The organism is Paenibacillus sp. FSL R5-0701, assembly GCF_037973995.1.
GTDB lineage: Bacteria > Bacillota > Bacilli > Paenibacillales > Paenibacillaceae > Paenibacillus.
In genome coordinates, this window is the sequence record NZ_CP150230.1 from 612,833 (window position 1) to 627,932 (window position 15,100).

The 15,100-nt window shown below is 48.8% G+C and carries 15 protein-coding genes and 1 riboswitch; of the genes, 7 read left to right on the forward strand and 8 right to left on the reverse strand.

Annotated features, from left to right (window positions below; translation table 11 throughout):
- Positions 1-401: 401 nt before the first annotated feature.
- Complete coding sequence (locus tag MKZ13_RS02885; protein WP_339181625.1) at positions 402-1,460, reverse strand: copper amine oxidase N-terminal domain-containing protein; 1,059 nt, start codon at positions 1,458-1,460, stop codon at positions 402-404.
- Between the two features lie 258 nt (positions 1,461-1,718).
- On the opposite strand from MKZ13_RS02885, the gene MKZ13_RS02890 reads away from it, so the two are divergent.
- Entirely contained in the window at positions 1,719-2,195 is a 477-nt protein-coding gene (locus tag MKZ13_RS02890; RefSeq protein WP_339181627.1) for a GNAT family N-acetyltransferase, read from the forward strand.
- 47 nt (positions 2,196-2,242) lie between these two features.
- Positions 2,243-3,313, forward strand: a complete 1,071-nt coding sequence (locus tag MKZ13_RS02895) for a Gfo/Idh/MocA family oxidoreductase (RefSeq protein WP_221825896.1) — start codon at positions 2,243-2,245, stop codon at positions 3,311-3,313.
- Between the two features lie 87 nt (positions 3,314-3,400).
- On the opposite strand, the gene MKZ13_RS02900 is transcribed toward MKZ13_RS02895, so the two are convergent.
- The 3 genes from MKZ13_RS02900 to MKZ13_RS02910 all read right to left on the reverse strand — a co-directional run bounded on the left by MKZ13_RS02900 (position 3,401) and on the right by MKZ13_RS02910 (position 6,785).
- Positions 3,401-3,769, reverse strand: a complete 369-nt coding sequence (locus tag MKZ13_RS02900; protein ID WP_221825891.1) for a hypothetical protein — start codon at positions 3,767-3,769, stop codon at positions 3,401-3,403.
- Positions 3,770-3,864: 95 nt separating this feature from the next.
- Entirely contained in the window at positions 3,865-4,182 is a 318-nt protein-coding gene (locus tag MKZ13_RS02905; protein WP_221825892.1) for a hypothetical protein, read from the reverse strand.
- Between the two features lie 20 nt (positions 4,183-4,202).
- Positions 4,203-6,785, reverse strand: a complete 2,583-nt coding sequence (locus tag MKZ13_RS02910; protein WP_339181629.1) for a UvrD-helicase domain-containing protein — start codon at positions 6,783-6,785, stop codon at positions 4,203-4,205.
- A gap of 567 nt (positions 6,786-7,352) precedes the next feature.
- Here MKZ13_RS02910 and MKZ13_RS02915 point away from each other — a divergent pair.
- Positions 7,353-8,168 carry a zinc ribbon domain-containing protein gene (locus MKZ13_RS02915; RefSeq protein WP_339181632.1) on the forward strand — a complete coding sequence of 272 codons (816 nt, stop codon included), beginning with the start codon at positions 7,353-7,355 and terminating at the stop codon, positions 8,166-8,168.
- A 73-nt stretch (positions 8,169-8,241) separates the two neighbouring features.
- A complete protein-coding gene (locus MKZ13_RS02920) occupies positions 8,242-9,048 on the forward strand; it encodes a helix-turn-helix domain-containing protein (protein ID WP_339181635.1) in 807 nt (268 codons plus the stop codon).
- Positions 9,049-9,313: 265 nt separating this feature from the next.
- Here MKZ13_RS02920 and MKZ13_RS02925 read toward each other — a convergent pair whose 3' ends face one another.
- The gene (locus MKZ13_RS02925; RefSeq protein ID WP_339181638.1) at positions 9,314-10,006 is read right to left on the reverse strand and encodes an NUDIX domain-containing protein; all 693 of its coding nucleotides are present in this window, start codon (positions 10,004-10,006) and stop codon (positions 9,314-9,316) included.
- A gap of 79 nt (positions 10,007-10,085) precedes the next feature.
- On the opposite strand from MKZ13_RS02925, the gene MKZ13_RS02930 reads away from it, so the two are divergent.
- Positions 10,086-10,388: a hypothetical protein gene (locus MKZ13_RS02930; RefSeq protein WP_017690846.1), complete on the forward strand. Its 303-nt coding sequence runs from the start codon at positions 10,086-10,088 to the stop codon at positions 10,386-10,388.
- Between the two features lie 242 nt (positions 10,389-10,630).
- Here MKZ13_RS02930 and mscL read toward each other — a convergent pair whose 3' ends face one another.
- Complete coding sequence (gene mscL / locus MKZ13_RS02935) at positions 10,631-11,125, reverse strand: large conductance mechanosensitive channel protein MscL (protein WP_221825723.1); 495 nt, start codon at positions 11,123-11,125, stop codon at positions 10,631-10,633.
- A gap of 269 nt (positions 11,126-11,394) precedes the next feature.
- Positions 11,395-11,494: riboswitch (purine riboswitch) on the forward strand.
- 300 nt (positions 11,495-11,794) lie between these two features.
- Here mscL and MKZ13_RS02940 point away from each other — a divergent pair.
- Both MKZ13_RS02940 and MKZ13_RS02945 read left to right on the forward strand, forming a co-directional pair.
- On the forward strand, positions 11,795-12,382 hold the full coding sequence (locus tag MKZ13_RS02940; protein WP_036613196.1) for a xanthine phosphoribosyltransferase: 588 nt from the start codon (positions 11,795-11,797) through the stop codon (positions 12,380-12,382).
- 1 nt (position 12,383) lies between these two features.
- On the forward strand, positions 12,384-13,745 hold the full coding sequence (locus MKZ13_RS02945; protein ID WP_036613194.1) for a nucleobase:cation symporter-2 family protein: 1,362 nt from the start codon (positions 12,384-12,386) through the stop codon (positions 13,743-13,745).
- 266 nt (positions 13,746-14,011) lie between these two features.
- Here MKZ13_RS02945 and MKZ13_RS02950 read toward each other — a convergent pair whose 3' ends face one another.
- Together MKZ13_RS02950 and MKZ13_RS02955 are read right to left on the reverse strand one after the other, a co-directional pair.
- Positions 14,012-14,350 (reverse strand): hypothetical protein, encoded by a 339-nt coding sequence (locus tag MKZ13_RS02950; RefSeq protein ID WP_237177728.1) that lies wholly within the window; start codon positions 14,348-14,350, stop codon positions 14,012-14,014.
- Between the two features lie 197 nt (positions 14,351-14,547).
- Positions 14,548-14,823: a transposase gene (locus MKZ13_RS02955; RefSeq protein WP_221825736.1), complete on the reverse strand. Its 276-nt coding sequence runs from the start codon at positions 14,821-14,823 to the stop codon at positions 14,548-14,550.
- Positions 14,824-15,100: the final 277 nt, after the last annotated feature.

The window sequence follows — 15,100 nt, forward strand, 5'->3', positions numbered from 1 at the left end:
CAGATTCATTAGCGCTAAATCCAATTGCTCTCACATTCAGTATGAAACCTATTTCGTATGTAGCGCACATCGCGCGTGTCTGCTCTGGACAAGTTTCAGGTACGCTTCGGTTTGAAGCAGTTTGTAGACACGCTCTAAAAAAAACCAAAACCAAACCAAAAAACAACCTTACCCGTGCCTGTCAGAAGACAAGCGGATAAGGTTGTTTTGAATTAACTTCGCTGCCTGGCCGCACGGCTGAGCTCTTGATGCACCAAACTCATGACACCGCGCGCTAGGAGATACATGCGGATGGCTGGTCATTATGATGCTCCACACTCATGCCCCCGTGCTAAGCGATGCACGCGGTCGTCTGCAACAACATATAACATGTGTTTCAGCCAGACGTTTTTCCAATCATATTATTTCGCTTCCAGCTCTGTTGCAGGTGCTTCAACAACCACTTTCCAAGCCGTTCCGATTGGAGGCAGGCTGCGTGTCAACACAGGGCTGTAGAACCCAATGACTTTAGCGCCTTTGGTCAGTTCTTCAGCTTTTACCGTTTCACCTTCGTGGTTCACGATCAGTGTGTCTTTGTCGATGTTCAGCACGACATGGTCAGGAGCTGTTTCTGTTAACCGTGTACCTGTGATTTCAATCTGTGAGATGCTGCCTTCAGCTGTTTTTACATTTTCAATTGTACCCGCTGTGCCCAGAAGCTCTTTAGGTTGTGCCTCAGATGCTGTAGCCGCATCCAGTACAGTGACTGTATAGGTTGGCGTTTGTGGTGGCAGACTGCGAGTAGTGATCAGGGAATGCTCAGCTTCCACGTTCATGCCAATGGCCAGATCAGTCAGTGCAATCTCTTTCCCCTCAACTGAGATGAATTTTGTCTCATCGCTCAGATTGAGCACAATACCATCCGTACCTGCACCGCCAATCTGGATGGACTTATATTTATCTTGGTTCGAGATTCTGGTAATTACACCACGTTCAGTAACCGTCTTCACGTCCTCTTCACTGGAGATCGTCACCTGATTTCCTGTTGTGTTCACTTGTCCATGCAGTGCTTTCTCAGCAAAAGAAACCGGTACATACAATTTGCCGCCTGTGATTTCGGGCGCTGTGCCCAGTGTGAGCAGCATTTTATTCACAGAATATTGATCCTTGCCTGTGATTACCTGTGTCCAGAGAGCACCACGAGTCAGCTCTGCAGTTTTGGTTTCTTTATTCCATTCCAGTTCAATACCCAGGGCGTCGGTAAGATCACGCAGCGGGATCATGGCTACTTTGCCATCCTTGTTCCAATAACCATCAGAGATGGATGCACCATTCACGGATACGTTTACTACACTCACTGCGTTACTATCTGCTGAAACGGATGTTTGATGGGCTGGTTGTGTGTTGTCCAGTGTTGCTGCATAAGCGGCTCCGCCACCCAATGCCATGGATAGGGCCATCAGTGCACTTACTTTTTTCATGTTGTTGTTCATCAATATTCATCCCTTCTAATCTGTGTACTGTCGCGGTAAAATCTTCCTTAGGGCCGCGCTTCAAGTTAATAGACGGGACAAATCGTCTAAGTGTTGCAGTTGATGCAATGAACGTAAGCGGTAGGTTATTTTAAATTAGAAATATCGCTTGTATTGCAGGTTATCCGCAGCAGGATCAGGTTAATTTCAGGTAGTGGCCAAACCATTGTCCTATTTCACATTCAAGTACGAGGAGGAACGGATTAGATGAGTGATATGTTGGTAGCGCTCTATCGTTTGCCGGAGCAAGAGAGTGGACTGAGAACGCTGGAGGAATCCTCCATTGTGATTCGTAGAGCCATTGCCCCAGAGAAACAGCTTGTACTGGATTGGGTAAGGTCACATTTTAGCCAGGCTTGGGTGGATGAATGTGATGTCGCTTTTGCACGTCAGCCCGTGTCCTGTTATATTGCGGTTGAGCATGGGAAAATGATTGGATTTGCCTGTTACGAAGCGACATGTCGCAACTTCTTCGGACCGACAGGTGTGAGCCAGGATGCACGGGGCAAAGGTGTAGGCACAGCCTTGTTACTGGCCTGTATGCATGCGATGAAGGCAGACGGTTACGGGTATGCCATTATCGGATCAGCGGGCCCTGTGGATTTCTATGCCCGGACGCTGGGTGCCGTGAAGATTGAAAATTCAACGCCGGGTATTTACGAAGGCATGCTGCGGGCAGACTAGACGATAATGATGTTCTGGAAGTTGTGGAAAAGGAAGGGAGGACGATGATGAGCACGAAACAAATGTTGCACATCGGAATGATTGGTACAGGATCAATCTCGGATCTTCATATGAGGTGTTATGCCAAAAACGAGGATGCCGTCATCTATGCCATCTGCGATCTGAACGAAGAACGGGCTAAGGCTGCTGCGCAGAAGTACGATGCTCAATCCGTGTACACCGATTATCGGGAGATGCTGGAGGACCCGCATGTGGATGCTGTCAGTATCTGTACCTGGAATAATACACATGCCGAATTTGCCATTGCTGCACTGGAGGCAGGTAAGCATGTGTTGCTGGAGAAACCGGTCGCAACCAATGTGGAAGATGCGCTCCGGATTGAAGAAGCGGTGAAGAAGAGCGGACGTACGTTTATCGTGGGATTTGTGCGGCGGTATGATAACAATATGCAGATGATGCGCAGATTCATTGATGCCGGGGAGTTTGGTGAACTGTATTATGCCAAAGCTTCCATTCTGCGGCGTCACGGCAATCCAGGCGGTTGGTTTGCTGATAAAAGCCGTTCCGGCGGTGGTCCCCTGATTGATCTCGGCGTACATATTATTGACCAGTGTTGGTACCTCATGGGCAAGCCGAAACCTGTTTCGGTCAGTGGTAATACGTATCGGAAGTTGGGCAATCGTGCCCATATCGAACATCTTTCTTTTTACAAAGCAGCCGACTACAGCGCAGCTGTGAATGACGTGGAAGATATGGCGAATGCACTTATTCGGTTTGAGAACGGGGCTTCGCTGGCGGTGGATGTGAGCTTTACCCTGCATGCACGCGGAGATGAATCTTCGGTGAAATTATACGGCGAGCGTGGTGGGTTCGAACTGGAGCCGGAGACACTGATCGTCACGGAGAAAAATAATACCATCCTGAATATTGAACCCCAGACGGACAATACGGGTCTCCATATTCATAGTGCATTCCAGAACCAGATTGACCACTTTGTGGATTGCTGCCTGAACGGTACAGAACCGATCAGTCCAATCGCGGATGGTGTGGCTTCCACGCGCATGCTATGCGCAATCTACGAATCGGCTGAGAAAGGGCAGGAGATTCGTCTGGATTAAATCCATTCCCGTTCCTGTTGTCCTTCATATAACAAAAGCATGCGTCTTCCGCGTGATCTGCGGTTGCGCATGCTTTTTGGCATCTTGTCATTTGTTCAATGGTGAATTCTCGTACCCCGGGTCATCGTAATCCGTATCCTGCAGCCTCGGAAGCACGTTCATGCTCTCGATCGCCTGCCGGGTGTTCGGCGTGCCATGGTCATACAGAAAAGTGTACAGCAAGGTCATGCCATCCGAAAATTGCTCTGTTGCCTCATCATGATCTGCCGACTTGTAGGGTACCGGAGCCCGTTGCAAGGTATAGGCGTCATCATCCTCCAGCACCTTCATCAGATCTTTTAATCGGCCCAACTGTTTGTCATCCACCAACACCTCAAAGGGTGTAGATTCGTTCTTGGTTTGCTCAATAAGATTATGTGTTACCGATACATACAGATGTTGTTTGTCGTCCTGCATAATCCAACCCCCATTCTGAAATGGAAAAAAGACGCTTCTACTGTTAATAAACAGCAAAAAGCGCCCTGAAACGAGCTACTATGCTCGTGTGTTATTTACTCATCCACATGTTCAGTCACATATGACCAGCCATTACCTTTTCCTTCTAATCGACTTTGTTCAAAAAAATCAATTCCATCTACTGTAATACTGACTGACACGAGAGATGGTTCATCTTTAACGGGATTAACGACGATGAACCCTTTATCCAATAGATAAGTAATGGTTCTAAGTCGCTCAATATGTGCTTGTGGAAAAAGTTTTTCTTTGGGAGCGATATAAGCGGGATTTTCGGTAAACCAAATATCGTACAATTCCTGTAGGGTGTCGAATCTTTCTTGAATCCGCTCTTTAATAATCATCTCTAACTTCATAAGGGACCTCTTCCTTTGAGTTATTTCCCAAATCTCCCCGTTACGGGAACTTGGCGGGTGCCAGCCTCCATCGATCCTGAACACAGGGGACAGGCGGGAGGGCCTGAGGATGCCTTCTTGGTTGCTTTTGAAGGCACAGCCGGCTTCTGTCTTAGCCAAGCTTTACAGGTGGATGAACTACACTTCCAGACCGCAACGGTCTCCGTACGCTCAGCATTACCTGAACCTGAAGTGTGCGAATGTGAACTGGAGGAACTTGCAGCTGTTGGACTCAGACCTGTGGTGCTGAATGCCTTATGGTTGCGAATCTCCCCACTACCACACCGTTCACCGAGGCGATCCTCATCACGTTCGTTGTGGACCTCGTAGTCACGACGGTCACTGTGGCTGATGGCACGACGCTGTGCTGCATCCCGACCTTCTGAACGGGCACCTGAGCCGGACGAGCGGGCATACTGTCCGTTGCCTTTACCATATGAAGCCTGACTGCTCGTCCGGCTCTCCTCACGAGGTTTGCGTTTGTCCGGTACTTCCATGCCGAAGGCTTCAAGCAGGAAACGGGACACATCCGCTGGTTTTCCGTGATGGCTCGCCGGTGAGGTGACATACAAGTACTGCTTGGCCCGTGTGATGGCAACGTAGGCGAGCCTGCGTTCTTCCTCCAGCGCCATGTCCAGTTCGGCATCTGTCTGCTGCATAGCAAGCGCAGCTTTCTGATCCTCGGGAATATCCTGGCGAAGTGCTGTACTGTGAGGCACAATGCCTTCACTGGCTCCAATCCAGTACACACAAGGGAACTCCAATCCTTTGGCCCGGTGGATCGTCATCAGCTGTACCGCGTCACTATCCTGCGCACGACGCAAAGATTCCATCTCACGGTGTCTGCGGGACAGCTCATCCGCGAATTGGATGAACTCTTCTACCGTTTCGAATTTTTTGACAGCAGCTTCGAATTCATCCAGGGTTTCCAGCATCGTTTCCTTATAATGGGTGAAGATGCTGGGATCACCACTTTCCATGTACTTGTCGTAGAACTGCCTGCGCATCTCCTGAATGGCGATGATGGGCTTTAGTTTGTGCAGTGATTTGATCAGCTTGATGCGTTCCTTGACCTGTTCCTGCTGGAACGGTTTCAGCTTGTCCCATTTCACCAGATGGATGAGTGGGTATTTCTTCGCCTGTTGTTGTTCACAGCGCTGAATCCACTCCAGCCCTGCATCCCGTGATACATAGAGCGGTCCTAATGCACTTGGGAGAGCATCCATGGCACGTGGATCAAGAGACAGACGCAAATGATCCATCAGGGGTCTGATGAGAGACTGGTCATAGAACACCGGAGAAGCACCATGCTGTACAAAAGGCACATCTTTCAACACAAGCTGCTCAAATACAGCCCGGCTGCTGCTGGCTGTCCGGTGAAGAATCGCAATATCACGATAGGTGTGTTGTCCTTCTTCAACCTGCTGGCACAGCTGGTTTACGACCCACGCTGCTTCTTCCTCCGCATTGGAGGGTGTAGCGAAACGGGGGGCATCGCCGCGGTTTCCAGCGGCACGCAGCCGTTTGTCACGTCTGCGTTTATTGCGGGCGACCAGTTCACTTCCGAGTCCCAGAATGCGTGCATCACTACGATAATTGATATCCAGCGTCACGATGCGTGCACCGGGGTATACTTTATCGAATTCCAAAATTGATTCCTGGCGTGCGCCATTAAAGGTATAGATCGTCTGGTCATCGTCTCCCACAACCATCAGATTGCGGTGAGCGGAAGCCAGTTTTTGCACAATTTCATACTGCAGATGGTTGGTATCCTGGAACTCATCCACCATAATGTACTGGAAACGCTTCTGAAGCGGCCCCAGAACAGCAGGATCACGAAGCAGCGCGGCTGCCCGCAGTAAAATATCATCAAAATCCATTTTGCCCCGATCTTGCTTCCAGGCTTCGTAACCAAGCAGGACACGCTTCGCATCGCGTTCTTCCTGCGATTTCTCAGGCAAGTCGGTTGTTTCCGATCCTTGCATCTTCCATGCGGACAGCATGGCCAGCAGACTTTCAGGCTGGAAGGCTTCACTCATGCCATTTTGGCGAAGAAGCATCTTCAGCACCGTATGCTGGGCTCGCGACTCGCCAAAGATCTCTTCCTGCACACCGTAATGACGTAATAATGTCAGCGCAAAAGAGTGGAAGGTGCGAGCCTGTACGGCTCTCGCGGCTGCCGGACGTATGCCTGGCAATGCGGCGATCCGGTCTTTCATCTCGGTGGCGGCCTTGTTCGTGAACGTCACCAGCAGGATACTGCCTGCATGTACGCCGCTGACCTCTATGAGGTAGCCGGCTCTTGCAGCCAGTACAGTTGTTTTGCCACAACCGGCTCCGGCGAGCGTCAGAATAGGTCCTCTGCCGTGACGGACTGCCGAGATTTGTGGTGCGTTTAACTTGATACCTGCCTCTTCCAGCGAGCGAAAATAAAAGGCATCCTGTTGATCATTGCCCACGAGTTGTCGACTGGTCTCCAGCGGAGCAGACGGGGACTGGGGCAGGGACGCCGCCGGGGTAACCCCGAGCGGACGGGGGTAGAACGTTGAGTTCGGACTTAACATGTTTCATCCACCTCTGTATGCATTCAGGGATAGGACTATCCCGGCTAAAAGTAAACCATTTGCCCTTTTCACAATCGCATTGTAAATTGGTATGATAGAGTTAGTCGCCTAATCAGGCGGTTAAGTATGGTCAAAGCTTCATTATACCCGAACATATGGTCTTGACGAAAGCCCCCGATTTCATCCAGTATCGGTATAAAACGGGCACCTGCACGAGATTACGCAACTTTTTGGCATGATTTCGTATAAGTTATATGCCTGAGCATTTTGCATGAAGGATGTAATATGCTAATTTACCACAAGTATGTGTTCAAAAAGTCTGGTTTTCAGTACCGAGAAGATGGAATGAAGCTAGAAATGGAGTAGCGGAGCGTAGGGAAACTACGTGAGCAACTACAATGTTTCCGAAGGAAACATACTTCGTAAGCATATGCTTATTCGGCTGAATGCCATATTCGATGCTGAGGATGCCACTGGCATCCTTCGTAATCAAAAGCGGACTTTTTGAATAACCTCTAAAATTTGAAATGATAATATTGGTTTTGACGGGACAGAGGAGGAATGGTCATGAAACTGCTTCAGCGCATCAAAGACGGAGCGAACAAAGCAACAGAGCGTGCCCAGCACGCCGTTGAGATTGGGAAACTGAACAACCAGATTGTGGGCTTGCAACAGGAACAGGAAGTCCATTTTACAGATATGGGTCGCATCTTCTATGAGGGTTATCGGGCACAGGATATGACGCGTGCAGAAAAAGAGATGGTGGATCTGTCGCAGCTCTGCGACGAATTGCAGGACGAGATTGATGGTCTGCGCAACAAGATTGCACAACTCAAGAACGAACGGTTGTGCGAGTGTGGACACGTCGCTTCCCTGGATGCCAACTTCTGCCCTAAATGCGGACGCAAGTTGGGTGAACTCAAGACACCAGCACCTACAGTAGGAGCTGCAGGAGTCGCAGGAGCCACCACAGCCGCGAGACAGGAGGCAGCTGTGGCTCAGACCCCAACTCCAGAGCCGGACTTCTACGATGCGCCACCTGAACTGGAACTGGAGGAAGACGAGCCGTATCATACGGTCATTCCGTCCATAGCGGATCTGGAAACGGAATCGGAATATAACAGTACGGAATTTACCCAGGAAGAAAAGGAAGCGTTCGATGCGGAGTGGGAACGTCGCAGAGATGAAGAGATGCAACGGGAACGTGAGCGTCAGCAGGAACTGGACGAACGCATCCGCTACTGGAAAGAAAACAACCCGATTGTGAACACGGTGGACGTACAGACCGAAGTATCACGCGAAATGGTGAATTGTCAGATTTGTGCAGCCGAGCTGCCCAAAGGGTCGAAGTGGTGCCCACGTTGTGGTGCCGAACAGATCTGATCTGATGCAGTAGAAGCACTGCTGCATCATTGTGAGGCAGTGCGGGTTGCTGACAGCATGGGGGGACGGGAATATGGACCAACTGCTGCATCATTTGCGTCATCTTGGGTTTACCGAGATGGAATCTAAAATTATGGTGGAACTCGCCCGTCAGGGATCAGCCTCAGGCTATGAGGTTGCGAAGCGGCTTGGCGTGTCCCGTTCTAATGTATATGCGACCCTGCAACGGCTGGAACAGCGTGGGTTCTTGCGGTGTAGTCCGGGGGAACCGGCGAAGTATAGTGTGCTGAAGCCGGAGGAGATGACACGCATGATCTCCGATCAAATGCGTACCTCGCTGGATTATGTTCAGAGCAGCATGCCCAAGAGTGAACCGGAGAAGCCTGTCTTTTATAACGTCGAAGGGGACAAAAATGTGTTTGAGAATCTGAGCCGTGAATTGGCCGAGGCTCAGCATGAGATTGTCGTAGACGTTTGGCGTGAAGAGGCAGAGCTGCTACGTAATGACTTACAGCAGGCTGAAGCTCGCGGTGTGCGGTTGTTATGGTCGTGTGATGGTGGCGAAGGCATGCTCGATCAGCCTGTTCCTTTGCCGGGTCTGCCATTGTACGGCACAGGTAATGGTCGGAAATTCTCTCTGGTGGTGGACCGCCGCTGGTGCATGCTAGGCATGCGAGGGGAATCATGCGCCACACAGGCAGTGGTGACGGAGCATCCGGTAATGACCGGACTGCTGCTGAATCATTTTGCTCAAGAGCTGGTGTTGTACGAATTGGAACAGGATATGGGTGAGGAACTGGAGTCCCGCTATGGGCACCGGTACGAAGAACTCTCTGCGCGTTATTGGTCTTCTCCTTCAGGAGAGGGTGAACACAGCTAGACAGATCGGCGACTAATTCACCTCTGATGGAGCATGCCAGCACAAAGGTACCTATCTTGATGAAACGAATACGTGTGTACATAAAGCAGGCGTTGCCCGAAGGCAGTCGCCTGTTTGTGCTGGTTTGAGATATGACAGTGATGTTTGTCACAGCATCTGTTCCCAGTCAAGTCGATAGTAAAGGTATGAAGTTATGCTATTTTTGAGAAAATGAAGCTATGAACATTCGATTGAACTGGATCGGGTTGAACAAGAGTGTACGTGATCAATCTTTGGGCACGTGATACAGAGCTTCCAGCACATCCGTATAATAAGCTGTGCCATGAGGCACGAATTCTGCTGCCCGAATCTCGCGAACGATACGTTCCGGATCATCAGCTGCATGATCACTTAATGGGTTCTTATGACCGATGGAATGCGGTGTTAATGTCAATGGCTGGGCCTGAACTCCGGTAGCTTGAATCACGTCGATCTCATTACGAAACAAAGCGAGTAGATCATCCAGCGGAACTTCATACAGGCTATCCACCTCGCTGGGCTGCAGAACGTAGGCTTCGAGCGGCTGGTTCAGACATAGTCCATAGACGGCACTGAATTCCCGATCTATGAATGGAACACCACGCACCTCTCCTTGGAGTTGCTGTGTAGCTGTGAGTAGATAGGTTAGTGCATCGAAAGATACATGGACACCCAGTTCTTCCTCCAGCTCACGACTGGCGTCTTGCAGTTGTTCACCTGCGGTGAGATGACCTGCTGCTGTAATGTCGTAACATCCGGGGAAGGTATCCTTAATATCACGTCGCCGCTGAAAAAGAACCTGTCGTTGCTCGCCTTCGTCACGCACGATCCAGCAGTGGAATGAACGGTGCCAATATCCTTTGGCATGGACCTCGCTGCGTAGTGAAGTGCCGATCCAATTTTGCTGATCGTCATAAATGTCGAAACGTTCTGGGGTCATGTAACGTATCTCCTTATATAGCAGTTTTTAAAGTTCAAAATTTCACAAAGTATGTTTTAAACGAAAGGGGAACCATCGTATGGAATGCATTGTACACTTTCAGGTGATTTATCCGCAACCTCAGGAACGTAAAAGTCTTAGAGGACTTATATTTGTAGGGCAAGGTCAGGAACCAGCTAACAGTCAGTTAAGCAGCATGTTTAAGGATATGGGATTTAATGTACGTTTGGAAGATGAGGCACAGTTGTTGTTCAAGCCAGTGGATGCTTCGGCAAACTTTGAATATATTCGTGTGACAGAGCTTGATACTGGGGAAGAAGTTTACAAAGAAGATAAAGATCTGAAGTCGATCCTGGAGCATTTGCTGCCACGCCGTTTCTAATTCATGAGCATGGCCGCGAATGAAATTCATGAGGGAGCATATGTAATACATGTATGATAGACACAAAAAAGGCCCCACCTTTACGGTGGAACCTTCAAACCTTTAAGCTACGCAACCCATTGTTAAGGAAGCCCATATGGCTAGCTTTTCATACATAAACCCTAGCAAGTAAGAGGTTGTCCCTCGCATTAGGATTTATATCCGTAATTCAACTCGGCGCGTCTTTAAAACGTTTATCGTGATTATGCCGGAGCGCCGGTGCCTTCAGCTTCAAGCTCTGAAGTACAGTGTGAGCAGCGGGTAGCTGCGGCTGGAATTTCCGATAGGCAATACTTGCAAGCCTTGGTCGTTTTTTGCGGCTCGGGCTTTTTGTGTTCTTTGCTTTTGAGATAGTTGATGCCCTTCACAAGCATGAAAATACAGAACGCGACGATAAGAAAATCAATCATGACGTTGATGAACTGACCATAAGCAATCACGGTAGCCCCAGCTTCGTTGGCTTGAGCGAGTGTGGTGATGTCCTGTCCGTTTGCTGTTTTGATATCCCCGTCCAGGTTGATGATTTTCTGACTGAAGTCGATCCCGCCCAGCAGTTTTCCAACCGGGGGCATGATGATATCATTCACAAGGGATGTGACAATTTTACCAAATGCAGCTCCAATAATGACACCGACCGCCAGATCGATGACGTTGCCGCGGACGGCAAATTCCTTGAATTCTTTAAGTACGCCTTTCATGTTTGCATATCTCCTTTGATCATTCAATTCAAAATATAGGCCGCGTTTCCATCTATTCTCCGTTCGGATTCGCGCTTCCGTTCTCATATTGTACATAAAAAAGTGATTCCAATCACCCCCTGTTTGCAAATTAAGACAAGTTTCCGCAACTTCCATGAAAATACTTCTTTATTTCACGCCGCCGATTCGGTATACTTCTAACATTGTCAGTTATGTTTAACCTTTTATATTCAGGTTCGCGATCATACATTGTAACGAATCATGGAGCCAAAATTAAATATGCCGTTACTCGTATATGTGCAGGAATAGGCCTGCATGTCTCTACCCGATCACCGGAATGATCGGACTACGGGAAAGATGTTGCAATGTTTGTATGGTTGGCATGAGATCATTCTCAGGCAGTTTGACTGAAGAGCAGGTTCAAGTGGTTTTTATCTGTTTCCGATTACACTGTTTGAGGTTTCTCACAACAGGATTGAACTCTTGTCATTCTGTCCATCCAGCACACTTGCAGCATCCATACGGCTTGTCCATATATGTACAAGTCCGTCTTTCCCGTCTCCGGTTATTCCGCAGCGTGTGAAAAGGCGGGCTTTTTGCTTTTTTACCCATGCGATTGGAAGAGCTTGTGAGCCACTGTGCGGAGGGCATTCAGGGGGAAGAATTACAATGCAATTGTTAAAAGACAAGGTAAGACAGGAAGGCATTGTCCTGTCCGAGCAAGTACTCAAAGTGGATTCATTCCTGAACCACCAGATGGACCCGGTTTTGATGAAGGAAGTGGGCAAGGAATTCATTCGCCGCTTTGAAGGTGAGAATATCACACGTGTGCTGACAATTGAGTCGTCAGGGATCGCACCGGGCATCATGACTGCGTTGGAGCTTAACGTGCCGCTGATCTTTGCTCGGAAGCAGAAGTCGCTCACACTGACAGAAGACATTCTGGTGGAGAAGGTCTACTCCTTCACGAAGCAGGAGACCAATGAAATTACCGTTGCCAAGAAATTCATGAAGCCTGGTGATCGTGTGCTGATCATTGATGATTTTCTGGCGAATGGTGAAGCAGCATTTGGTCTGGCTCGCATTGTGGAGCAGGTTGGAGCCGAAGTGGTGGGTATCGGTATTGTTATTGAGAAAGCATTCCAGCCGGGAGGTCGCTTGCTGAAAGAAGCAGGATACCGCGTGGAATCGCTGGTTCGTATCGGGGCACTGTCGGATGGACAGGTTACATTTGCGGACGAGGAGGGCACGAACTAATATGGCACGCGAGCGTATTTTTCAACGGCATCGGCATCCAATCAAAACGTTCTCCCTCGGACTACAGCATGTGCTTGCGATGTATGCAGGAGCCGTCGTTGTCCCATTGATCGTCAGTAACGCATTGGGTTTTACACAGGAACAACTAACCTATCTTATTGCCATTGACCTGCTCGCATGTGGTGTGGCTACACTGCTCCAGGTATGGGGAAATAAATATTTCGGCGTAGGGCTGCCTGTCATGCTCGGTTGTGCATTCCAGGCCGTGTCTCCGATGATCCTAATCGGGATGAACAGTGGAGTATCTGCCATTTACGGAGCAATTATTGCCTCAGGGCTGTTCGTATTGATCTTCTCCGGAATCTTTGGGAAGCTTATTCGGCTCTTTCCACCCGTGGTTACGGGTTCGGTGGTTACAATCATCGGTTTAACCTTGATTCCGGTTGCTTTCCACGATCTGGGCGGCGGTCAGGGTTCAGAAGATTTTGGCAGCGGAGTTAATCTCATGCTCGGCTTCGGCGTGCTGCTCTTTATCATTCTAATGACTCGTTTTACAACCGGTTTTATCCGTTCCATCTCAGTATTGATTGGTCTGCTTGTAGGTACGATTGCGGCAGGGTTTATGGGCGAGGTTAATTTTGCTCCTATCCGCGATGCAAGTTGGTTCCACGTTGTTCAGCCATTTTACTTCGGCAGACCGACGTTTGAAATAGTACCGATCCTGACGATGATTCTGGTGGCGATTGTCAGCGTGGCCGAGTCCACAGGTGTATTTATGGCTCTGGGCAAGATTCTGGACAAGGACCTGTCGTCCAAGGATCTGGCGCGCGGTTATCGCGCAGAGGGTCTGGCCATTGTTTTAGGTGGTATTTTCAACTCATTCCCGTATACAACGTATTCGCAAAATGTAGGACTGGTACAGATGACACGTGTGAAGACGCGTGATGTCATTGTAGTAGCTGGTGGAATCCTGGTGGTTATTGGATTTGTGCCAAAAATTGCAGCCCTCGCACAGCTCGTTCCAGGGGCAGTGCTTGGCGGAGCCATGGTGGCCTTGTTTGGCATGGTGGTATCATCAGGCATTCGGATTATCGGCAGTCAGGTCGATCTGAACCGACATGAGAATTTGTTTGTCATCGCTTGTTCTGTAGGTATGGGGCTTGGGGTTACCGTTGTACCTGAGCTGTTTGCAGGGGCACCGGCCTGGGCTCAGATTATGCTCGGTAATGGTATCATTGCAGGCAGCTTCACAGCGATCTTCATGAACCTGCTGTTTAATGGTCTGGGCACCAAGGAAACAGCTGCCAAGATGGCTGAACAACAGGCAGATGCCATCCTTGGAGAGACGGGCAAGTCAGCTTAATTAGCCGAATTAGGCCAGGCTTTTCGTGCAGCAGGATTGTTATGTTAACTGTTATTAATAGACGATTCACAAGATGAATAATGAATCAGGTTAATCATGATGATATACAGCATGAATGGTTTATGATATACATCGTTTATGCTATGAATGTTCAAGCGCATGAACGAATGAAAGAGACACTTTTAGATGCGAAACACCGAAGATACAGGCTCAACAGAGTTGTGTCTTCGGTGTTTTTTGTTTTATTTAACTATGATGAGCGGGGATTACAGATGACGCAGCTGTTTTTCTGCAAAATCGCCAACCCACGGCAGTTTTAGCCACTTCCCCTGCAGGCTGGTAACGACCATAACCAGCCAGACCACTACACCGAGCAGGGATAACAGCGATGCCACCAGTGGTCCGAACAACGGAAGGAAAGCTGATAATACATGCCCGACCATAATGATGCCAAAGACCGTTACAGATTGCAGTGCATGAAATAACACGAACCGACTCCGCTTCTCCACAGCGAGAAAGACAATCCCACCTACAAAGGTAAACAGATAACAAAGCATGCCAGCAATATTTTCATCCAGACCGCTAGACGATTTCATGGGGGACATCCGGTCCAGCCTCCTTTGACCTTTTTAACTAGGTTATGAGAGAGGTGGACAGAACTGAACCGATGAATTTATTTGCCTATAATAGGATGGAGTGAAAGAACAGTCAAAAACAAGAAACAGGGACAGGATCAGCTGAGTTACAGCATGATCTGCCCCTGTCCGGATGAAGAACTCGGTACTTCTAACAAAAATAATCACTACCCACCCTGAAACTGTCTGCGTGGGCTGTCGATCTTGCCTTTTTTATCGGTGTCGTTTTCTTTGGGAACCAAACGTTCATCGGTTCGTCCTTCATGATGATTATCAAATGCATATTCGGTCAGTTTCCATTCCGACTTGCCTAGAACGGGGTCAGACGGGAAGTGTTGCCCCCGGTGAAGATGTTCCTCTCGTCCGGCTTCGTTAATGTAAACTCCGTCTACTTCCACCTTTTCATGCGAAAGGGGCAGCATATCCTGTTCTTTGCGGTCCATGAGACGACGCCTCCTTTGGATACCAGTAATTTAACTGTATGGGTTGTCCGTGATAATATCCCCCGAATAGTTCAGTGTTATGCTGGATATATTAATTCCGTATAGAATGGCGGCATTCATAACATATGATTCGGAATTAAACTTTTTGGGCTTGAAAACCGTTATATTTATTAGAGGAAATCGTCAAGTCGTAAGATACTTCCGAATATGCTACAATAAGATTATGATTCATTCCGAATCATATCGGGTATTTATAGTGTCAGGTACTTGCTTTCTA

Coding starts and splice junctions, on each gene's coding strand:
- MKZ13_RS02885 (WP_339181625.1), bottom strand. CDS start 1,460: ATGAAAAAAGTAAGTGCACTGATGGCCCTATCCATGGCATTGGGTGGC.
- MKZ13_RS02890 (WP_339181627.1), top strand. CDS start 1,719: ATGAGTGATATGTTGGTAGCGCTCTATCGTTTGCCGGAGCAAGAGAGT.
- MKZ13_RS02895 (WP_221825896.1), top strand. CDS start 2,243: ATGAGCACGAAACAAATGTTGCACATCGGAATGATTGGTACAGGATCA.
- MKZ13_RS02900 (WP_221825891.1), bottom strand. CDS start 3,769: ATGCAGGACGACAAACAACATCTGTATGTATCGGTAACACATAATCTT.
- MKZ13_RS02905 (WP_221825892.1), bottom strand. CDS start 4,182: ATGAAGTTAGAGATGATTATTAAAGAGCGGATTCAAGAAAGATTCGAC.
- MKZ13_RS02910 (WP_339181629.1), bottom strand. CDS start 6,785: ATGTTAAGTCCGAACTCAACGTTCTACCCCCGTCCGCTCGGGGTTACC.
- MKZ13_RS02915 (WP_339181632.1), top strand. CDS start 7,353: ATGAAACTGCTTCAGCGCATCAAAGACGGAGCGAACAAAGCAACAGAG.
- MKZ13_RS02920 (WP_339181635.1), top strand. CDS start 8,242: ATGGACCAACTGCTGCATCATTTGCGTCATCTTGGGTTTACCGAGATG.
- MKZ13_RS02925 (WP_339181638.1), bottom strand. CDS start 10,006: ATGACCCCAGAACGTTTCGACATTTATGACGATCAGCAAAATTGGATC.
- MKZ13_RS02930 (WP_017690846.1), top strand. CDS start 10,086: ATGGAATGCATTGTACACTTTCAGGTGATTTATCCGCAACCTCAGGAA.
- mscL (WP_221825723.1), bottom strand. CDS start 11,125: ATGAAAGGCGTACTTAAAGAATTCAAGGAATTTGCCGTCCGCGGCAAC.
- MKZ13_RS02940 (WP_036613196.1), top strand. CDS start 11,795: ATGCAATTGTTAAAAGACAAGGTAAGACAGGAAGGCATTGTCCTGTCC.
- MKZ13_RS02945 (WP_036613194.1), top strand. CDS start 12,384: ATGGCACGCGAGCGTATTTTTCAACGGCATCGGCATCCAATCAAAACG.
- MKZ13_RS02950 (WP_237177728.1), bottom strand. CDS start 14,350: ATGTCCCCCATGAAATCGTCTAGCGGTCTGGATGAAAATATTGCTGGC.
- MKZ13_RS02955 (WP_221825736.1), bottom strand. CDS start 14,823: ATGGACCGCAAAGAACAGGATATGCTGCCCCTTTCGCATGAAAAGGTG.